This is a genomic window from Methylobacterium komagatae (genome assembly GCF_042661665.1).
GTDB classification, from domain to species: Bacteria; Pseudomonadota; Alphaproteobacteria; order Rhizobiales; family Beijerinckiaceae; genus Methylobacterium; species Methylobacterium komagatae.
On record NZ_JBHSWN010000001.1, the window covers coordinates 1448294 to 1466488 of the forward strand.

At 67.6% G+C, this 18195-nt stretch carries 8 protein-coding genes and 4 pseudogenes; 7 read left to right on the top strand and 5 right to left on the bottom strand.

Annotation, left to right across the window (positions count from 1 at the left end; genetic code table 11):
* Nucleotides 1-8: 8 nt before the first annotated feature.
* Nucleotides 9-1037: a KpsF/GutQ family sugar-phosphate isomerase gene (locus tag ACFQE0_RS07015; protein ID WP_378968318.1), complete on the bottom strand. Its 1029-nt coding sequence runs from the start codon at nucleotides 1035-1037 to the stop codon at nucleotides 9-11.
* A gap of 179 nt (nucleotides 1038-1216) precedes the next feature.
* Between ACFQE0_RS07015 and ACFQE0_RS07020 the strand changes: the two genes are divergently transcribed.
* Entirely contained in the window at nucleotides 1217-2650 is a 1434-nt protein-coding gene (locus ACFQE0_RS07020; RefSeq protein ID WP_378968320.1) for an FAD-linked oxidase C-terminal domain-containing protein, read from the top strand.
* 69 nt (nucleotides 2651-2719) lie between these two features.
* Here the strand turns inward: ACFQE0_RS07020 and ACFQE0_RS07025 are convergent.
* From ACFQE0_RS07025 to ACFQE0_RS07040, 4 genes and pseudogenes are all read right to left on the bottom strand, one after another.
* Nucleotides 2720-3269, bottom strand: a pseudogene (locus ACFQE0_RS07025) (Ros/MucR family transcriptional regulator).
* Between the two features lie 399 nt (nucleotides 3270-3668).
* On the bottom strand, nucleotides 3669-4808 hold the full coding sequence (locus ACFQE0_RS07030) for an ABC transporter permease (RefSeq protein WP_378968322.1): 1140 nt from the start codon (nucleotides 4806-4808) through the stop codon (nucleotides 3669-3671).
* A gap of 54 nt (nucleotides 4809-4862) precedes the next feature.
* Entirely contained in the window at nucleotides 4863-5351 is a 489-nt protein-coding gene (locus tag ACFQE0_RS07035; protein ID WP_378975343.1) for a DUF4112 domain-containing protein, read from the bottom strand.
* 50 nt (nucleotides 5352-5401) lie between these two features.
* Nucleotides 5402-6556: an aminotransferase gene (locus ACFQE0_RS07040; RefSeq protein WP_378968324.1), complete on the bottom strand. Its 1155-nt coding sequence runs from the start codon at nucleotides 6554-6556 to the stop codon at nucleotides 5402-5404.
* 229 nt (nucleotides 6557-6785) lie between these two features.
* On the opposite strand from ACFQE0_RS07040, the gene ACFQE0_RS07045 reads away from it, so the two are divergent.
* From ACFQE0_RS07045 to zwf, 6 genes and pseudogenes are all read left to right on the top strand, one after another.
* Nucleotides 6786-6998, top strand: a complete 213-nt coding sequence (locus ACFQE0_RS07045; RefSeq protein ID WP_378968326.1) for a hypothetical protein — start codon at nucleotides 6786-6788, stop codon at nucleotides 6996-6998.
* A 138-nt stretch (nucleotides 6999-7136) separates the two neighbouring features.
* Nucleotides 7137-8537 (top strand): MdtA/MuxA family multidrug efflux RND transporter periplasmic adaptor subunit, encoded by a 1401-nt coding sequence (locus tag ACFQE0_RS07050; protein WP_378968328.1) that lies wholly within the window; start codon nucleotides 7137-7139, stop codon nucleotides 8535-8537.
* Nucleotides 8538-8549: 12 nt separating this feature from the next.
* Nucleotides 8550-11673, top strand: a pseudogene (locus ACFQE0_RS07055) (MdtB/MuxB family multidrug efflux RND transporter permease subunit).
* Between the two features lie 10 nt (nucleotides 11674-11683).
* Nucleotides 11684-15099 (top strand): annotated as a pseudogene (locus ACFQE0_RS07060) (efflux RND transporter permease subunit).
* A pseudogene (locus tag ACFQE0_RS07065) lies at nucleotides 15099-16600 on the top strand (efflux transporter outer membrane subunit). Before ACFQE0_RS07060 ends, ACFQE0_RS07065 begins: the two co-directional pseudogenes overlap by 1 nt.
* Nucleotides 16601-16670: 70 nt before the next feature.
* The gene (zwf, locus tag ACFQE0_RS07070; RefSeq protein ID WP_378968330.1) at nucleotides 16671-18194 is read left to right on the top strand and encodes a glucose-6-phosphate dehydrogenase; all 1524 of its coding nucleotides are present in this window, start codon (nucleotides 16671-16673) and stop codon (nucleotides 18192-18194) included.
* The last annotated feature ends 1 nt before the right edge of the window (nucleotide 18195 follow it).

Here is an 18195-nt window from a genome sequence, read left to right on the forward strand (position 1 = left end):
CGTTTCGGTCAGGCGATCCCGGCGCGGAGCAGGTCGTGGACGTGCAGGATGCCGACCGGCCTGCCGTCGGCCACGGCGAAGACGGCCGTGATCAGGCGGCGGTTCATCAGTTCGAGGGCCGCGTGGGCCAGCTTGTGCGGCTCCAGGGTGATGGGGTCGCGGGTCATCACCTTGTGCACGGGCGTAGCGAGGATCGACGGGCCCATGTGGCGGCGAAGGTCGCCATCCGTGACGATGCCGACGAGGCGTCCGTCCGGTCCGGTGACTCCGACGCAGCCGTAGCGGCGGGCGGCCATCTCGATCAGCACCTCGGACATCAGCGCGTCTTCGTGCACGAGCGGCATCTCGGAGCCGCCATGCATCAGGTGCTGCACCGTCTTCAGCCGCGCGGCCAGCGTTCCGCCCGGATGGAGCGTGTGGAAGCGCGCCGAGGTGAATCCGCGCCGCTCCAGCAGCGTCACCGCCAGGGCGTCACCCAGCGCCAGCTGAATCAGGCTAGACGAGGTCGGGGCAAGGTCGTGCGGGCAGGATTCGCGCACACGCGGCAGTTCCAGCACCACGTCGGCGGCCTTGCCGAGCGTGCTCGCGGCGTTGCGCGTCACCGCGATGAGCGGGATCGAGTATCGGCGGGAGAAGCCGACGAGGTCGGAGAGTTCCGCCGTCTCGCCGGACCACGACAGGGCCAGGATCACGTCGTCGCGGGCGATCATGCCGAGGTCGCCGTGGCTCGCCTCGGTCGGGTGGACGAAGAAGGCGTGGGTGCCGGTGGAGGCGAGCGTCGCCGCGAGCTTGCGCCCGACATGGCCGCTCTTGCCGATACCGCTGACGATGACCCGGCCTTCGATGCCGAGGATCGTCTCCACCGCGCGCTCGAACGCCTCGCCGAGGGCCCCGTCGAAGGCGGCGGTCACTTCCTGAAGGGCGCTGATGCCGAGGTTGAGGCTGCGCAGCCCGAGGGTTCGCGCGCCCTCGGCGTCGAGGGCGACAGTCGGATCGAAGGCTTCGTCGAAGAGGGCGGGCGCAGCCGAGGGCGTCATGGCGTTCCGTTTCGCATCGAGGCCCTTCACGCCCTTACGCGTTCACGCCCCGGAGGCTGCGACGCTTAGGATCCGCCCGTGGCCGGATTGTGACCCGGCTATCGCGTTGCGGAGCCCCCCGGCGCGGGTGCATGATGGTGGATCGACGCCAGACCACCTCGCATGAACGAGGGACCGACATGACCATCCGCTTTCCCGAGCCCGATCAGGCCATCCTGGCCCGCCGCGACGAGATCGTCGCGGGCCTCGCTCCCCTCGTCGCCCCTGAGGCGCTGATCACCTCCGAGGATGAGCGCCGCGCCTTCGAGACGGACGGGCTCACCGCCTATCGCCAGATGCCGCTCGCCGTCGTGCTGCCCTCCACCACCGAGGAGGTCTCGAAGGTGATGGCCTATTGCCACGCCAACGGCGTGCGGGTCGTGCCGCGCGGGGCGGGCACCTCGCTCGCGGGCGGGGCCATCGCACAGGGGGACGCGATCATCCTCGGCACCGCCAAGATGACGAAGATCCTCGATATTGATTATGCGGATCGCGTGGCGCGGGTGCAGAGCGGCATCACCAACCTCGCCATCTCCGGCGCGGTCACGCATGAGGGCTTCTTCTACGCCCCCGATCCGTCGAGCCAGCTCGCCTGCACCATCGCGGGCAACATCGCCATGAATTCCGGCGGCGCCCATTGCCTGAAATACGGCGTGACCACCAACAACCTGATGGGCGTCACCCTGGTGATGAACGACGGCACCGTCGTCGAACTCGGCGGCGACCATCTCGATTCCGCGGGCTACGACCTGCTCGGCCTCGTCTGCGGCTCGGAGGGGCAGCTCGGTATCGTCACCGAGGCCACCGTGCGCATCCTGCGCGCGGCGGAAGGGGCGCGGCCCGTCCTCGTCGGCTTCTCGAAGGTCGAGGATGCGGGCGATTGCGTTGCGGCGATTATCGCGGCGGGCATCATTCCCGTGGCCATCGAATACATGGACCGCAACGCCATCCTCATCACCGAGGATTTCGCTCAGGCCGGCTATCCGCGCGATGCCGAGGCCATGCTGATCATCGAGGTCGAGGGCTCGCAGGCCGAGTGCGATGCCATGCTGGCGCGCATCGAAGCCATCGCTGCCGATTTCCGCCCGACCAGCATCCGCGTCTCCCGTTCGGAAGCCGAGTCGGCTGCGATCTGGAAGGGCCGCAAATCCGCCTTCGGCGCCACGGGCCGCATCTCGGATTACATCTGCATGGACGGTACGATCCCCACCGGGCAACTCGGGCCGGTGCTGGAGCGGATCGAGGCGATCTGCGCGGGCCACGGCCTGCGGGTCGCCAACGTGTTCCACGCGGGCGACGGCAACCTGCACCCGCTGATCCTGTTCGACATCAACACCCCCGGCGAGTTGCAAAAGGCGGAAGCGGCGGGCGACGAGATCCTGAAGCTCTGCGTTGAGGTCGGCGGCTGTCTCACCGGCGAGCACGGGGTCGGTATCGAGAAGCGCGACTTGATGCGCTTCCAGTACGCCCAGGAGGATCTCGAGCAGCAGATGCGGGTGAAGGCGGTATTCGACCCCGATTGGATGCTGAACCCCGCCAAGGTCTTCCCCCTGGACGGACGGATCGCGGCCTGAAAACGGAACGGGGCGGCGCAACCTGAGAGAGTTGCGCCGCCCCGCCGCCGAACGATGTATACTTAAGTCTTACTCGGCGTCGGCCGTCTTGCGGCTGGACTTCGCACCCGTGGACTTGCGGCGACCGCGCGGGGCGGGAGCGGCCTCGACCTCGGTCTCAACCTCGATGTCGGCCTCGTCCTCGATCTCGCTGCCCTGTCCCGTGCGGCCGGGCTGGCCGAGGCCGAGGCTTTTCGCCAGGGCGGAACGCTGGGCGGAGTAGTTCGCCGAAGTCGTTGGGTAGTCGGCGGGCAGGCCGTAACGGTCGCGATAGGTATGCGGGTCGAGGCCATGCTTGGTCAGATGCCGCTTCAGCGTCTTGTACGACTTGCCGTCGATGAAGCTGACCAAGCCATCGGGACGGATCGACTTGCGAATCTGGGCGGGGGTCGGCTTCTCGACGGTCTCGGTCGCCTGCGCGACGGGACCGGAGGCGACCCGGTTGAGCGCCTCATGCACGCTGGCGATCAGCGCGGGCAGCTTCTGCCGTGGGCACGGAGTTGTTGGAGACATAAGCCGCGACAACGTCGACGGTACGTTCGATGTAGTCCAGTTGCGATGTCGGCGCGGTTTCTGACATCCGTGATACCCTCTTTAATTTTTGGGAAATTGGCCCCCCGCGTCGAGTTATGTGGATCCTCGAAAAAAGCAAGGTCATTTGGCCAGGAGACCTGTGAACCGTTGATAGTTTACGCGCCGTTCCTTTGCAGCGCATGATCGGGGAATGCTCCACTCACGATCTTTCGTCATTAAACCATCAATGGTTCAGGCTTTTTCCTATCACGCATCCGAGAAGATTTTTCTTCAGAGAAAAGAGACCGTTAAGCGCGGCTGAAACAGAGTGCGACCAGCACGGTTTTGCCGTTCTAGGCGCTAAACGTTGCATCGGGTCCGCGCGGTGGGGTTGGAGGCACGCAAAGGAGCATGCAGGCCGCTGCGTGCCTGCGACAATTTGCGCCTCCGCGGGCGGGGAATGGCCTCAGGCGAATGTTTTGCGTGGGTCGAACGCATCGCGCACGGCCTCTCCCGCAAAGACGAGGAGGCTGAGCATCGCCGCGATGACGACGAATCCCGTCAGGCCGAGCCAGGGCGCGGTCAGATTATCCTTCCCCTGCGCCAGCAACTCTCCGAGGGAGGGGGAGCCGGGGGGCAGGCCGAAGCCCAGGAAGTCGAGGGAGGTGAGCGTCGTGATCGAGCCGTTGAGGATGAACGGCATGAAGGTCAGCGTCGCCACCATCGCGTTGGGCAGCAGGTGGACGCGCATGATTCGCGCATTCGACAGGCCGAGCGCCCGCGCCGCACGAACATACTCGAAGTTGCGCGCGCGCAGGAATTCGGCGCGCACCACGCTCACCAGCGCCACCCACGAAAAGAGCAGCATGATGCCGAGCAGCACGAAGAAGCCTGGCGCGATGAAGGCCGAGATGATGATGATGAGGTAGAGGGTCGGGATGCCGCCCCAGACCTCAATGAACCGTTGAAAGGCCAGGTCGACCCAGCCACCGAAATAGCCCTGCACCGCCCCGGCCAGCACGCCGATCGCCGACGAGACGGCAGCGAGGATCAACCCGAACAGGACGGAGATGCGGAAGCCGTAGATCACCCGTGCCAGCACGTCGCGGGTGGTGTTGTCGGTGCCGAGCCAGTGCCAGGGGATGTCGGCACAGGTCTTCCCGCCGAGCCGTTCCGCCACCGGCTTGCATTGCTCGTCGGTGAGCATCCAGGTCGGCGGGGACGGCGAGGGGGTCGGAAGGTTCTCGTTGATCGTGCCGTAGGAATAGGGAATCGGCGGCCAGATCGCCCAGCCATTCTCGGCGATCTCCTTGCGGATCTCGGGTGAGCGGTAATCCGTAACGGCGAGGAACCCGCCGAATTTCTCTTCCGGGTAATCGACGAGGACCGGGACCAGCCATTCGCCCTTGTAGGAGGCGAAGATAGGCCGGTCGTTGGCGATCAGTTCCGCGAACAGGCTGAGGACGAACAGTGCCGTGAAGACGACGAACGACCAATAGCCCAGGCGGTTTGCCTGGAAGTTGGCGAGTCGCCGCCGGTTGAGGGGCGAGAGGCCCCCGCGGACGAGGGGCGCCTGAGCGCCGGGCATCGGGACGGCGTCGTTCATCCCAGCGGACTTGCCGCCACGGGCGCCGTTGTCAAGGCTCGGGCGCCCGCTGCCTCAGCCGGAAATCCGCGTGGCGGTGCCGTCGATCTCCGTCGGACGCAAGCCGCCGCTGCGCTCCATCCAGCGGCGAAGCAGGCGGACGTTGCGACGGTTCGCCTTGAAGGCGGCGTCGAAGATGTCACCCGCCAGAGGCACCGCGCCGACCACGCCGTCGAAGGCGACGTTCAGCGCCATCCGGCCGATCAGCCAGCGCGGGGCACCGAGACGGCGCGCCTCGTAGACGATGAAGGACGAGATCACCATGCCCGCTACGTCGCCGACGAGGGGCACGAGGCCGATCAAGGCATCGAATCCCACCCGCCGGTTGATGCCGGGGATGACGAAGGCACTGTCCATCAGATGCGCCAGGGTTTCCAGCCGGGCGAGGCTGGCCTCGCGACCGAGTTCGAGCGCCTTGAACGAGGCGTCGCGGCCGAAAGACCCGGCCTGATGGGGGAAGTCCTTGTGAGGGAAGTTCCCGGGGGGAATGCGTGCGCTCGACATCGACATGGAAAGGATGTGGCCGCACCCCCGGTTCCTTGCAAGACGTGCGGCTACGCGGCGACGCGTGCGAGGCCGGACATGCGGTCGAGGGCCGCGTCGAGGGTCGGATCGGCCTTGGCGAAGCAGAGGCGAACGATGTGGCGCACCGCCTCCTCCGGGTAGAAGGCGCTCACCGGGATCGCAGCCACCCCGTGCCGGGTCACCAGCGCCTCGCAGAAGGCCACATCGTCGTGGTGGCCGAGCGGCGCGATGTCGATGTTGAGGAACCACGTCGCGGCGGCGGGGAGCACCGTGAAACCGCGCTGCCTCAACCCCTCGGCGAGGTGGTCCCGCGAGCGGGCATAGCCCGCGCGCATCGCTTCGAACCACGCATCGTCCTTACCCAGGCCCAGGGCGACGGCGGCCTGCAGGTTGGGCGGCGTGGTGAAGGTCAGGAACTGGTGCGCCTTGGCGAGGACCCGCATCAACTGTGCATCGGCGGTGACGAAGCCGACCTTCCAGCCGGTCAGCGAAAAGATCTTACCCGCCGAGCCGATCTTCACCGTCCGCTCGCGCATGCCGGGCAAGGCCATCAGCGGCAGATGGCGGGCGCCGTCGAACACGACGTGCTCCCACACTTCGTCGCATAGGGCGATCACGTCGTGGGCGCAGCAGAAACGGGCGAGCAGGGCGAGATCCTCGTGCCCGAACAAGGTCGCGCTCGGGTTGAGGGGATTGTTGAGCAGGACGAGCTTCGTCCGGTCCGAGAAGGCCTCCGCAAGGGCGGCTTCGTCGAGCCGGAAGGCGGGCGGCAACAGGTTCACGATCCTCGGCACCCCGCCCGCCCGGCGCACCAGGGGCAGGTAGGCGTCGTACATGGGCGCGAACAGCACCACCTCGTCGCCGGGCTCGATCAGAGCCAGAAGCGCCCCGGCCAGGGCTTCCGTGGCGCCGGAGGTCACCATCACCTCCGTGTCCGGGTCGAGGGTCAGGCCCTGGTGGCGGGCGTAATGGACCGCGATCGCCTCGCGCAGGGCGGGCAGGCCCATCATCGGCGGGTATTGATTCGGGCCGTCCATCACCGCGCGGGCGGCGGCCTCGCGCACATCCTCTGGGCCGGGATCATCCGGGAAGCCCTGGCCGAGATTAACGGCGCCATGCTCGCGGGCGAGCTGCGACATCCTCTCGAAGACCGTCGTGGGGAGTTCTGCGAAGACCCGATTCATGGCGGGCCTCTAGCACGGGACAGCGTGGCTCTACGAATGTGTGTTTCCGCACTGTGCCGGTCCGTCGTCGTTCAGGAACGACTGACGAATGTTGACATTCATCACCCCGGGAATAGGTTGGTGATGCGGCCCGAGCGATGCCCGTCACAGGCGGGGCTCTGCCCCCTCGCTCCGCCTCCCCGCGGTGCACTCTGTGGGTCGCGTGTGAGGGCCATCGGCTTGTTAGCCGGTGGCCCTTTCCACATCCGGAGGCTATCGGTCGCGTCTCGCGGCGGGCTTTCCCTTCATGATGCGGTGCGCACTCCTCGCCCTGGCCTTCGTGGGCCTCGGGCTCGTTCTCAGGCTGTCGCTGGCGCCCCTGCCGGTGGATGAGGCTTATCGCGACGTCCTGCGTTCCTATGGCGCCCTGGCCAGCAATACCTCCGAAACGTCGTCGCCCTAGAGCAGGCTCAATAGACGCCTAGTTGAGAGGGGCGTCACCGGTTTCGTGCGGCGCCGTTACAGTCGAATTGTCATCGCTGTCCGGGCGACGCGGCGATCTGCCGATGGGTGACGCCTCCACAATGTGCTTGAGTCGGGAATGAACGAGAGTTCGCCGATCCGTACCGAGACTGCTCGTGCCTACGAGCCGGGGCCAAGCGAGGCTCCGGTCCGCACGCGCCGTCGTTTCCGCCCGATCCGCTGGCTCGTGCTGCTGGCGATCCTGGCGGGGCTCGGCGCCGTGGCGCACCGCTGGTACGACGCCCGCAGCCAGAAGGGCGCCGAGCAGGCCGCCGGTCCCACGGGCGGGCGGCATGGCGGACGGCGTGGCGGCTCGGATATGCCCCAGGCGGTCGGTATCGCCCCCATCACCACCGACGACATGCCCGTCGTGCTCCAGGGCCTCGGAACCGTGACGCCGCTCGCCACCGTGACGGTGAAGTCGCAGATCAGCGGCTACCTCACGGAGATCAAGTTCCGCGAGGGCCAGATGGTCAAGGCGGGCGATCCCCTGGTGCAGATCGATTCGCGCCCCTACGAGGCCCTTCTCGCGCAGTATCAAGGTCAGCTCGCCCGCGATCAGGCGCTGCTCCAGAACTCGAAGCTCGACCTGCAGCGCTATCAGACCCTGAACCGCCAGGATTCGATCTCGAAGCAGAACGTCGACACCCAAGGCGCCCTGGTGAAGCAGAACGAGGGCACGGTCGCCGCCGATCAGGCTCTCGTCGATCAGCAGAAGCTCAACATCGCCTACACGCGCATCACCTCACCCGTGGATGGGCGCGTCGGTCTGCGGCAGGTGGACCAGGGCAACTACATCTCCGCCGCCTCGACCGCGATCGTGGTCGTAACGCAGCTTCACCCGATCTCTGTGGTGTTTACTTTGCCGGAGGACGACGTCGCCCGCGTGATGCGGCGCGTGCGCGCCGGAGCTAGCCTGACCGTGAAGGCCTACGACCGGGGCGATTCCCACGAGATCGCCACCGGCAAGCTCGACACGGTCGACAACCAGATCGACACGACCACCGGTACGGTGAAGCTGCGCGCCCTGTTCGACAACGGCGACGAAGAGCTATTCCCGAACCAGTTCGTGAACGCTCGCCTCACCGTCGAGACGTTGCACGACGCGACCCTGGTGCCGAATGGCGGCATCCTCCAGGGCAGCCCCGGCGCCTACGTCTATCTGATGGACGGCGACGACAAGGTCGTGGTCCGGCCAATCAAGACCGGCGAGACGGATGGGACGCGCACGGTGGTGCTCTCCGGCCTCAAGCCGGGCGACCGGGTCGTCACCGACGGCACCGACCGTCTGAAGGACGGGGCGAAGGTCCGCGTGACGGAAGGCGCGCAGGCCGCCACCGGACAGGACAAGGCGACCCAGGCCGCCGGCCCGCAGGCCCCCGCCGCCGACGCGGCCAAGGAGACCCCCTCCGAGGGAGCCCCGCAGCAGGGCCAGCGCCCCGAAGGTGGCCGCAAGCGTCACCGGCAGCAGGGGCAGTAAGGGCACGCGCCCATGAACCCCTCCCGCCTCTTCATCCTGCGCCCGGTCGCGACCACGCTGCTGATGCTGGCGATCCTGATCGTCGGCGGCGTGTCGTACCTGAACCTGCCGGTCTCGGCCCTGCCTGCCGTCGATTACCCGACGATCCAGATCCAGACCTTCTATCCCGGCGCCAGCCCGGAGGTGATGACCTCCTCGGTGACGGCGCCTCTGGAGCGGCAGTTCGGCCAGTTGGCCAATTTGAGCCAGATGACCTCGCAATCCTCGGCGGGCGCCTCGGTCATCACGCTGCAATTCGCCCTCGATTTGCCCCTCGACATCGCGGAGCAGCAGGTCCAGGCGGCGATCAACGCGGCGGGCAACCTGCTGCCCGCCGATCTGCCCGCGCCCCCGGTCTACGCCAAGGTGAACCCGGCCGACGCGCCGATCCTGACGCTCGCGCTCACCTCGAAGACGCTGCCGCTCACCCAGGTGCGCGACCTGTCCGAGACGCGCCTCGCGCAGAAGATCAGTCAGGTGGCGGGCGTCGGCCTCGTCAGTATCTCAGGCGGCCAGCGCCCGGCGGTGCGGGTCCGGTTCAACGCAAGGCGCTCGCGGCCTACGGCCTCAACATCGACGACCTGCGCACGACGATCACCAACCTCAACGTCAACACGCCGAAGGGGACGATCGACGGGCCGAAGCAATCCTACGCGATCAACGCCAACGACCAGATCCGCGACCCGAAGGCCTACGATTCGGCGATCATCGCCTATCGCAACGGCGCGCCGGTCCGGCTGTCGGACGTGGCCGAGGTGGTGGATGCGCCGGAGAACACCAAGCTCGGCGCCTGGGCGGACGAGACCCCCGCCGTCATCCTCAACATCCAGCGCCAGCCGGGGGCGAACGTCATCGCCACGGTCGACAAGATCAAGCAGCTGCTCCCTCAATTGCAGGCGAGCCTGCCGCAGGCGGTGACGGTGGCCCCGCTCACCGACCGCACCACGACGATCCGCGCCTCCGTGGAGGACGTGCAGTTCGAACTCGGCCTCGCCATCGCCCTCGTGGTGCTGGTGATCTTCCTGTTCCTGCGCAGCCTGTCCGCGACGCTGATCCCGAGCCTGTCGGTGCCGCTCTCGCTGATCGGCGCCCTGTCGGTGATGGACCTCTACGGGTTCTCCCTCGACAACCTGTCGCTAATGGCGCTCACCATCGCGACCGGCTTCGTCGTGGACGACGCCATCGTGGTGATCGAGAACATCGCGCGCCACGTCGAGGACGGGGATTCTCCCTCGAAGCCGCCTTGAAGGGCTCGCGCGAGATCGGCTTCACCATCATCTCGCTCACCGTGTCGCTGATCGCGGTGCTGATCCCGTTGCTGTTCATGGGCGACGTGGTCGGCCGCCTGTTCCACGAATTCGCGATCACGCTTGCGGCGACCATCGTCATCTCGGCGGTGGTCTCGCTGACGCTGGTCCCGATGCTCTGCGCCCGGCTGCTGAAGCATGTCCCGGAATCGGCGCGGGGTGGGCGGCGGGAAGGCCCGCTCTCGCGGATGGGCCGCAACGCCATCGAGGGGACGATCGACGCCTACGGGCGGGCGCTGAACGTGGTGCTGAACCACCAGGGGCTGACGCTGATCGTCACCCTCGGGACGGTGGCGCTCACCGCCTACCTGTTCGTGGTGATCCCGAAGGGCTTCTTCCCCGTGCAGGATACGGGGGTGATCCAGGGCATCACCCAGGCCGACCAGTCGGTCTCCTACGCGGCCATGGCCGAGCGGCAGCAGCGGCTCGCCGCGATCATCGTGAAGGACCCGGACGTCGCGAGCCTGTCGTCCTTCATCGGCGTCGATGGCCAGAACGTCACGCTGAATTCCGGGCGGATGCTCATCAACCTGAAGCCCCGGGACGAGCGCAGCGCCACCGCGAGCGAGATCATCCGGCGGATCAACGCGGCCACCGCCGTCGAGCCCGGCATCCGGCTCTACATGCAGCCGGTCCAGGACCTGACCATCGATACCGCCGTCTCGGCGACGCAGTATCAGGTGATCCTGGAGAGCCCGAACCTCGAGGATTTCGAGACCTGGGTGCCACGCTTCACCGCCGCGCTCGCCGCCTCGCCCGTCGTCGCCGACGTGACGAGCGACCATCAGGGCAAGGGTCTGTCGGCCTACGTCACGATCGACCGGCCGACGGCGGGCCGCTACGGCATCACCCCCGCGACGATCGACAACGCACTCTACGACGCGTTCGGCCAGCGCATCATCTCGACGATCTTCACCCAGTCGAACCAGTACCGGGTGATCCTCGAAGCCGATCCATCGCTGCACACCACGCTGGAAAGCCTGAACGGCATCTACCTGCCGTCCTCCACGGCGGCGAACGGGCAGGTGCCGCTCTCCTCCGTGGCGCGGATCACCGAGAAGCGGGCGCCGCTCCTCATCTCGCATCTGGGCCAGTTCCCGGCCACCACCGTCTCGTTCAACCTCGCCCCCGGCGCGGCCCTGGGGCAGGCGGTGGAGGCGATCGAGACCGCCAAAGCGTCGATCGACCTGCCGCCGTCCTTCCGGATCGTGCCGCAGGGCTCGGTCTTCGCCTTCCAGGCGGCCCTCGGAAACGAGCTGTTCCTCGTTCTGGCGGCCATCGTGACCGTCTACATCGTGCTGGGCGTGCTCTACGAGAGCTTCATCCACCCAATCACCATCCTCTCGACCCTGCCCTCGGCCGGGATCGGGGCGCTCCTCGGACTGATGCTTTTCGGGCTGTCCCTCGACATCATCGCGATCATCGGCATCGTGCTCCTGATCGGCATCGTGAAGAAGAACGCGATCATGATGATCGACTTCGCGCTCCAGGCCGAGCGCGAGGACGGGATGGCGCCGCGCGAGGCGATCTATCAAGCCTGCCTGCTCCGCTTCCGGCCGATCCTGATGACGACGCTGGCCGCGCTGTTCGCGGCGGTGCCGTTGATCCTCGGCACGGGCGTCGGCTCGGAACTGCGCCAGCCGCTCGGCATCTGCATCGCCGGCGGCCTCATCGTCAGCCAGGTGCTGACGCTGTTCACCACCCCGGTGATCTACCTCGCTTTCGACCGCCTGGAACGCCGCATCGCCGGTCGCGGGCCGGGGCTCGAGGGTGGGGAGGTGGCGCGGTGAGGCGGCACCCGTGAACATCTCCGCCCCGTTCATCCGGCGGCCGATCGCCACGACGCTGCTCACCATCGGCGTGCTGCTGGCCGGGATCTTCGCATTCCTGCGGCTGCCGGTGGCGCCGCTGCCGCAAGTCGATTTTCCGGTCATCCTCGTCCAGGCGCAGATGCCGGGCGCAAGCCCCGAGACCATGGCGCAGACCGTGGCCGCGCCCTCGAACGGCGACTCGGCGTCATCGCCGACGTCAACGAGATGACGTCCACGAGTTCGCTCGGCACCGTGCGCATCGTGCTGTTGTTCGGCCTGAACCGCGACATCGACGGCGCCGCCCGCGACGTGCAGGCCGCGATCAACGCCGCGCGGGCCGACCTGCCGACCGCTCTCCGCCAGAACCCGACCTACCGCAAGTTCAACCCCGCCGAGACGCCGATCATCATCCTCGGCATGACCTCGGATACGCTGACTCGAGGGCAAGTCTACGATTCCGCCGCCACGGTGGTTCAGCAGAAGCTGTCGCAGCTGCCGGGCGTCGGCAACGTCGATGTCGGCGGCTCGTCCCTGCCCGCCGTGCGGGTGGAACTCGATCCGACCGCGCTGTTCAATTACGGCATCGGCCTCGAAGGCATCCGCGCGGCGCTCGCCTCGGCCAACGCCAACTCGCCCAAGGGCGAGATCGATGTCGGCCCCCGCCGCTACCAGCTCTATGCCAACGACCAGGGCCGCAAGGCCGAGGATTACCGCGATATCGTCGTGGCCTATCGCAACGGCGCGGCGGTGAAGCTCACCGATGTCGGCCAAGTGGTGGATGGCGTCGAGGACAAGCGCAACCTCGGCATCGTCAACGGCAAGCCCGGAGTTCTGCTGTTCGTCTACAAGCAGCCCGGCGCCAACGTGATCGACGCGATCAACGGGGTGAAGGCGGCCCTACCGCAAATCACGGCGGCCCTTCCCGGCGGCATCGACATCAAGCTCACCGGCGATCGCAGCGCCACCATTCGCGCCTCGCTACACGCCACCGAAGAGACCCTGATCGTGGCGGTCGGGCTGGTGATCCTCGTGGTCTACGCCTTCCTGCGCTCGGGGCGGGCGACGCTCATTCCCGCCGTCGCGGTGCCGATCTCGATCATCGGCACCTTCTCGGCGATGTACCTGCTGAACTACTCGCTCAACATCCTGTCGCTGACGGCGCTCATCATCGGTACGGGCTTCGTCGTGGACGACGCCATCGTGGTGCTGGAGAACATCCAGCGCCATATCGAGGAGGGCAAGCCCCGGTTCCAGGCGGCGCTGATCGGCGCGCAGGAAGTCGGCTTCACCGTCATCTCCATGAGCCTGTCCCTCGTGGCGGTGTTCCTGCCGATCCTGCTGATGGGCGGCCTCGTCGGGCGCATCTTCCAGGAATTCGCCGTCACCCTGTCGCTGGCGATCCTGATCTCCCTGGTCCTGTCGCTCACCACGACGCCGATGATGTGCTCGCGCCTGCTCCGGCGGGAGGGGCACGGCATGGGAGCCAAGCCGAACGTTGTGGCGCGGATGCTGGAATCCGGGTTCGACGCGATGCAGGCCGGCTATGCCCGCACCCTGGCGGTGGCCCTGCGCTTCCCGCGCCTCGTGCTGCTGACCCTGCTCGCGACGGTCGGGCTCAATGTCTACCTCTACGTCATCGTGCCCAAGGGCTTCTTCCCCGAGCAGGATACGGGGCAGATGATGGGCGGCATCCAGGCCGACCAGCGCATCTCCTTCCAATCCATGGAGAAGAAGCTCACCGAAGCGACGCGGATCGTCGGTGCGGACCCGGCGGTGGAGAGCGTCGTCGGCTTCACGGGCGGGCGCGGCACCAATTCGGCCAACGTGTTCGTGGGCTTGAAGCCCCTCAGCGAACGCGCGCCCATGAGCACGGTGACGGCGCGCCTGCGCCCGAAGCTCGCCCAGGTCGCGGGCGCCCGGCTCTACGTGTTCCCGAGGCAGGATCTGCAGATGGGCGGGCGCCAGAGCTTCGCGCAGTACCAGTACACCCTGCAGGGCGACACGCCGGAGGAACTGTATTCCGCCGCGCCGAAGCTGCTCGCGGCCCTGCAGAAGGACCCAACCTTCTCCGACGTCACCTCCGACCAGCAGGAAGGCGGGCTGGAAAGCCGTGTCGTCATCGACCGCGCCACCGCCTTCCGCTACGGCATTACGCCGGACAAGATCGATCAGACGCTCTACGACGCCTTCGGCCAGCGGCAGGTCTCGACCATCTACAACGCGCTCAACCAGTACCACGTCGTGATGGAGATCGCGCCGCGCTACCTGGAGACGCCGGAGACGATCAAGCGGATCTTCGTCTCGACCTCCGGCGGCAAGGCGCGCGGCTCGGCCACCACCAACGCGGTGGCGGGCACGGTCGCGGCGGGGGGCGCGGTGAACACCAACGCCGCCACCGGCACGAGCACCCCCGGCGCAGGGGCATCCTCGGGAACCGGCGCCGTCGGCGGCGGTACGGCGGGCGCCATCGCCGCCGCGACGGCGGCCTCCTCCGGCACCTCGGCCGATGCCGGAAGCAATGCGGTGGCCATCGCTTCCGATTCGGCCCGCAACGCGTCGGCCAATGCGCTGGCCGCCAGCAAGGGCGGCGCCTCGTCCAGCGCCCCGGTTTCAGCCTCCAAGGAGACGATGGTGCCGCTCTCGGCCTTCGCCAGATTCGAGACCGGCAGCGCCCCCGTCCAGATCAGCCACCAAGGCCTGTTCGTGGCCACCACGATCTCGTTCAACCTCGCGCCGGGCAAGAGCCTGTCGGACGCCACCGCCGCGATCGACCGGGCGATGGCGGACCTGCGCTTGCCCGCGAGCATCCACGGCGAGTATGCGGGCGCTGCCAAGAACTACGTGGCCAACGCGTCGCGCCAGCCCCTCCTGATCCTCGCGGCGATCCTCGCCGTCTACGCGGTGCTCGGGATTCTCTACGAGAGCTTCGTGCATCCGCTCACCATCCTCTCGACACTTCCCTCGGCCGGAGTCGGCGCGGTGCTCGCCCTGCTGGTGACGGGCACAGAATTCACGATCATCGCCCTGATCGCCGTGTTCCTGCTCATCGGCATCGTGAAGAAGAACGCGATCATGATGGTCGACGTGGCCCTCGACTCGCAGCGCACCCGCGGCGCAAATCCGGTGGATGCGATTCGCGAGGCCTGTCTCCTGCGCTTCCGCCCGATCATGATGACGACGCTGGCCGCGATGCTCGGCGCCGTCCCCTTGATCATCTCGACGGGGGAGGGCGCGGAACTGCGCCAGCCCCTCGGCATCGCCATCGTCGGCGGCCTGATCGTGAGCCAGATCCTGACCCTCTACACCACCCCCGTCGTCTTCCTGAGCCTCGATCGCCTCCGGCAGCGGTGGCAGGACCGTCGGCGCCGGTCCGGCGGGGCGGCGGCGCTGTCGGCGGGCGAGTAATGCAGGTGTCGTCTCGGGTCATCGCGGCGATCACCCTCGCCGCAGCGCTGTCCGGCTGCGTCGTCGGCCCCGACTATTCCCGCCCCTCGGTGGAGACGCCGCTGGCCTACAAGCAGGGCGGCGTGCGCGAGGACAGCCCCGGCTACGTCGCCGCCCGCAAGAAGGGCTGGCGCGAGGCGCGGCCCGCCGATGGCGTCGAGCGCGGAGATTGGTGGCGCGTGTTCCGCGACGCCAACCTCGACCGGCTGATCCGCCTCGTCGATGTCGACAACCAGTCGCTGCGTCAGGCGGTGGCGAATTACCGGCAGGCCCGTGCCCTCGTGGCTTCGGCACAGGCGGCGCTCTATCCGACGGTGATCGGCGCCCCCTCCCTCACGCGTTCGCGCGCGAGCGGAGCGGAGCGGACCAGCGTCTCGATCCAGGGGCAGGCGAGCTGGGGCTCGACCTGTTCGGCGGCACCCGCCGCAACATCGAGAGCGAGACCGCGCTCGCGCAATCCGACGCGGCCACCATCGCCCTGACGCGCCTCGCGATCCAGGCCGAGGTCGCCGCCAACTACTTCTCGGTGCGTTACGCCGACGCCCTGCAGAAGGTGCTGGATGAGAATGTCGAGAACTTCAGGAAGACCCTGAAGATCACGGAGAACCAGTACGCGGCGGGCGTCGCCGCACGCTCGGACGTGATCACCGCGCAGACGCAGGTCCAGACTATCCAGGCGCAGGCCATCGCCGTGCGCCTCACCCGCATCCAGTTCGAGAACGCCATTGCCACCCTGGTCGGACGCCCGCCCTCGGAGCTCGCGATCTCCGTCGCGAGCCTGTCGCGGACGCCGCCGGAGGTGCCCGCCGGAATCCCCGCCGATCTTCTGGAGCGGCGGCCGGACGTCGCCCAGGCCGAGCGGCTGGTGCAGGCGCAAAGCGAGCGGATCGGCGTGGCCGTGGCTGCCTTCTTCCCCACCGTGACCATCTCGGCCTCCGGCGGCTTGTCCGGCCTGACGCGAAACGGTCTCCTGTCGCCGATCAACCAGGTCTGGGCGGTGACGGCAGCGGGCAGCGAGGTGCTGTTCGACGGCGGCGCCCGCGTCGCGGCGGTCCGCGCGGCTCAGGCCGGGTACGACGCGTCGGTCGCCAATTACCGGCAGGTGGTGCTCGCCGCCTTCGCCGAGGTCGAGACGCAGATGGCGGCCCAGCGCATCCTGCGCCAGCAGCAGCGCGCCCAGGACGAGGCCGTGGCCTCCTCCCGCCGCGCGGTCGAGATCACCCTCAACGAGTACCGCGCGGGCACGCAGAACTTCACCACCGTGGTGCAGGCCCAGGGGCTGCTCGTGAACAACGAGATCAACGCCCTCCAGATTTTGTTGAACCGCTACACGGCGGCCGTCACCCTCATCCGCGGCCTCGGCGGCGGATGGGATGCGCGCTCCCTGCCGAGTGATTCCGACTTGAAGGGCCCGAGCCTCCCCATCGACGTCAACGGACAGGCCGTACGCCCGGACGAGTGAGGAACGCCCACGCTGACGCGGGGTTGTCCCGCCGATTTCGCTGTTGCGCCGCAACCGGAAGGGATCGCCGATGCCCGAGACCACGCCCCTGAAGGACCAGGCCGCCTGCGGCACCGAGCCCGCACCGCCCTGCACACTGGTCATCTTCGGTGCGGGCGGCGACCTCACCAAGCGACTGCTGATGCCCTCGCTCTACAACCTCGCCGGGGCCGGGCTGCTGCCGGAAGGCTTCTCGATCATCGGTGTCGATCACGGCGATGGTGACGACCAGTCGCTGCGCGACGCCCTCACCAAGACGATGGAGGAATTCAGCAAGGACCCGACCTCCGAGTTCCACGCGGCGAGCATCGACCCGAAAAGCTGGGGCTTCATCCGCGACCGGCTGCATTACCTGAAGGGCGATTTCGAGGAGCCCGAAACCTTCCAGGCCGTGAAGGACAAGGTGCAGGGCAGCGCCGTCTTCTATTGCGCCGTGGCCGCGCGGTTCTTCGGCACCATCGTCGAGGGGCTCGGGCAGGCGGGGCTACTGAAACAGGACGGCGATACGTTCCGCCGGGTGGTGATCGAGAAGCCGTTCGGCTCCGACCTCGCCTCGGCGCGGGAGTTGAACGCACGCATCCTCAAACAGGCGGACGAGAGCCAATTCTACCGGATCGACCACTTCCTGGGTAAGGACACGGTCCAGTCGATCATGGCCTTCCGCTTCGCCAACGGGTTGCTTGAGCCGGTCTGGCGGCGGGAGTACATCGACAGCATCCAGATCACGGCGGCCGAGACGGTGGGCGTCGAGGAGCGCGGCGGCTTCTACGAGCCGACCGGCGCCCTGCGGGACATGGTGCCCAACCACATGTTCCAGTTGCTCTGCATGGTCGGCATGGAGCCACCGAACTCGTTCGACGCCGAGGCGGTGCGAACCGAGAAGGCCAAGCTCGCCGAGGCCGTGCGGCCGATTCCGCCGGAGGATGCCGTGCGCGGCCAGTACACGGCCGGGACCAGCGAAGGCCGGGACGTGCCCGCCTACCGGGACGAGCCTCACGTCGCGAAGGATTCGGTGACGGAGACCTATATCGCCCTCAAGCTTCATATCGAGAACTGGCGCTGGGCGGGGGTGCCCTTCTACATCCGCACCGGCAAGCGGATGACCGGGCGGCGCACGGAGATCGCGGTGCTGTTCAAGCCCGCCCCGTTCAAGATGTTCGAGGATACCCCGACCGACGATCTTCGCCCGACGGTGATGCGGATCACCATTGACCCGGAGCATGGGATCAGCACCGAGTACAACGTGAAAGTGCCGGGGCCGCAGATGAAGATCGGCCGGGTCCGCACGGCCTTCAAGTACAGCGACTTTTTCTCCGACACGCCGAATGTCGGCTACGAGACGCTGCTCTACGATTGCATGATCGGCGACGCGACGCTGTTCCAGCGCGCCGACAACATCGAGGCCGGCTGGGCGGCAGTGGAGCCGCTTCTGAAGGGGTGGCCGCAGGCAAACCCCGCCCCCTATGCTGCCGGCAGTGCCGGGCCGAAGGAGGCCGACGCGTTACTGGCCCGCGACGGGCGGCACTGGCTCGGGATCGACGGGACGACGGATTGAC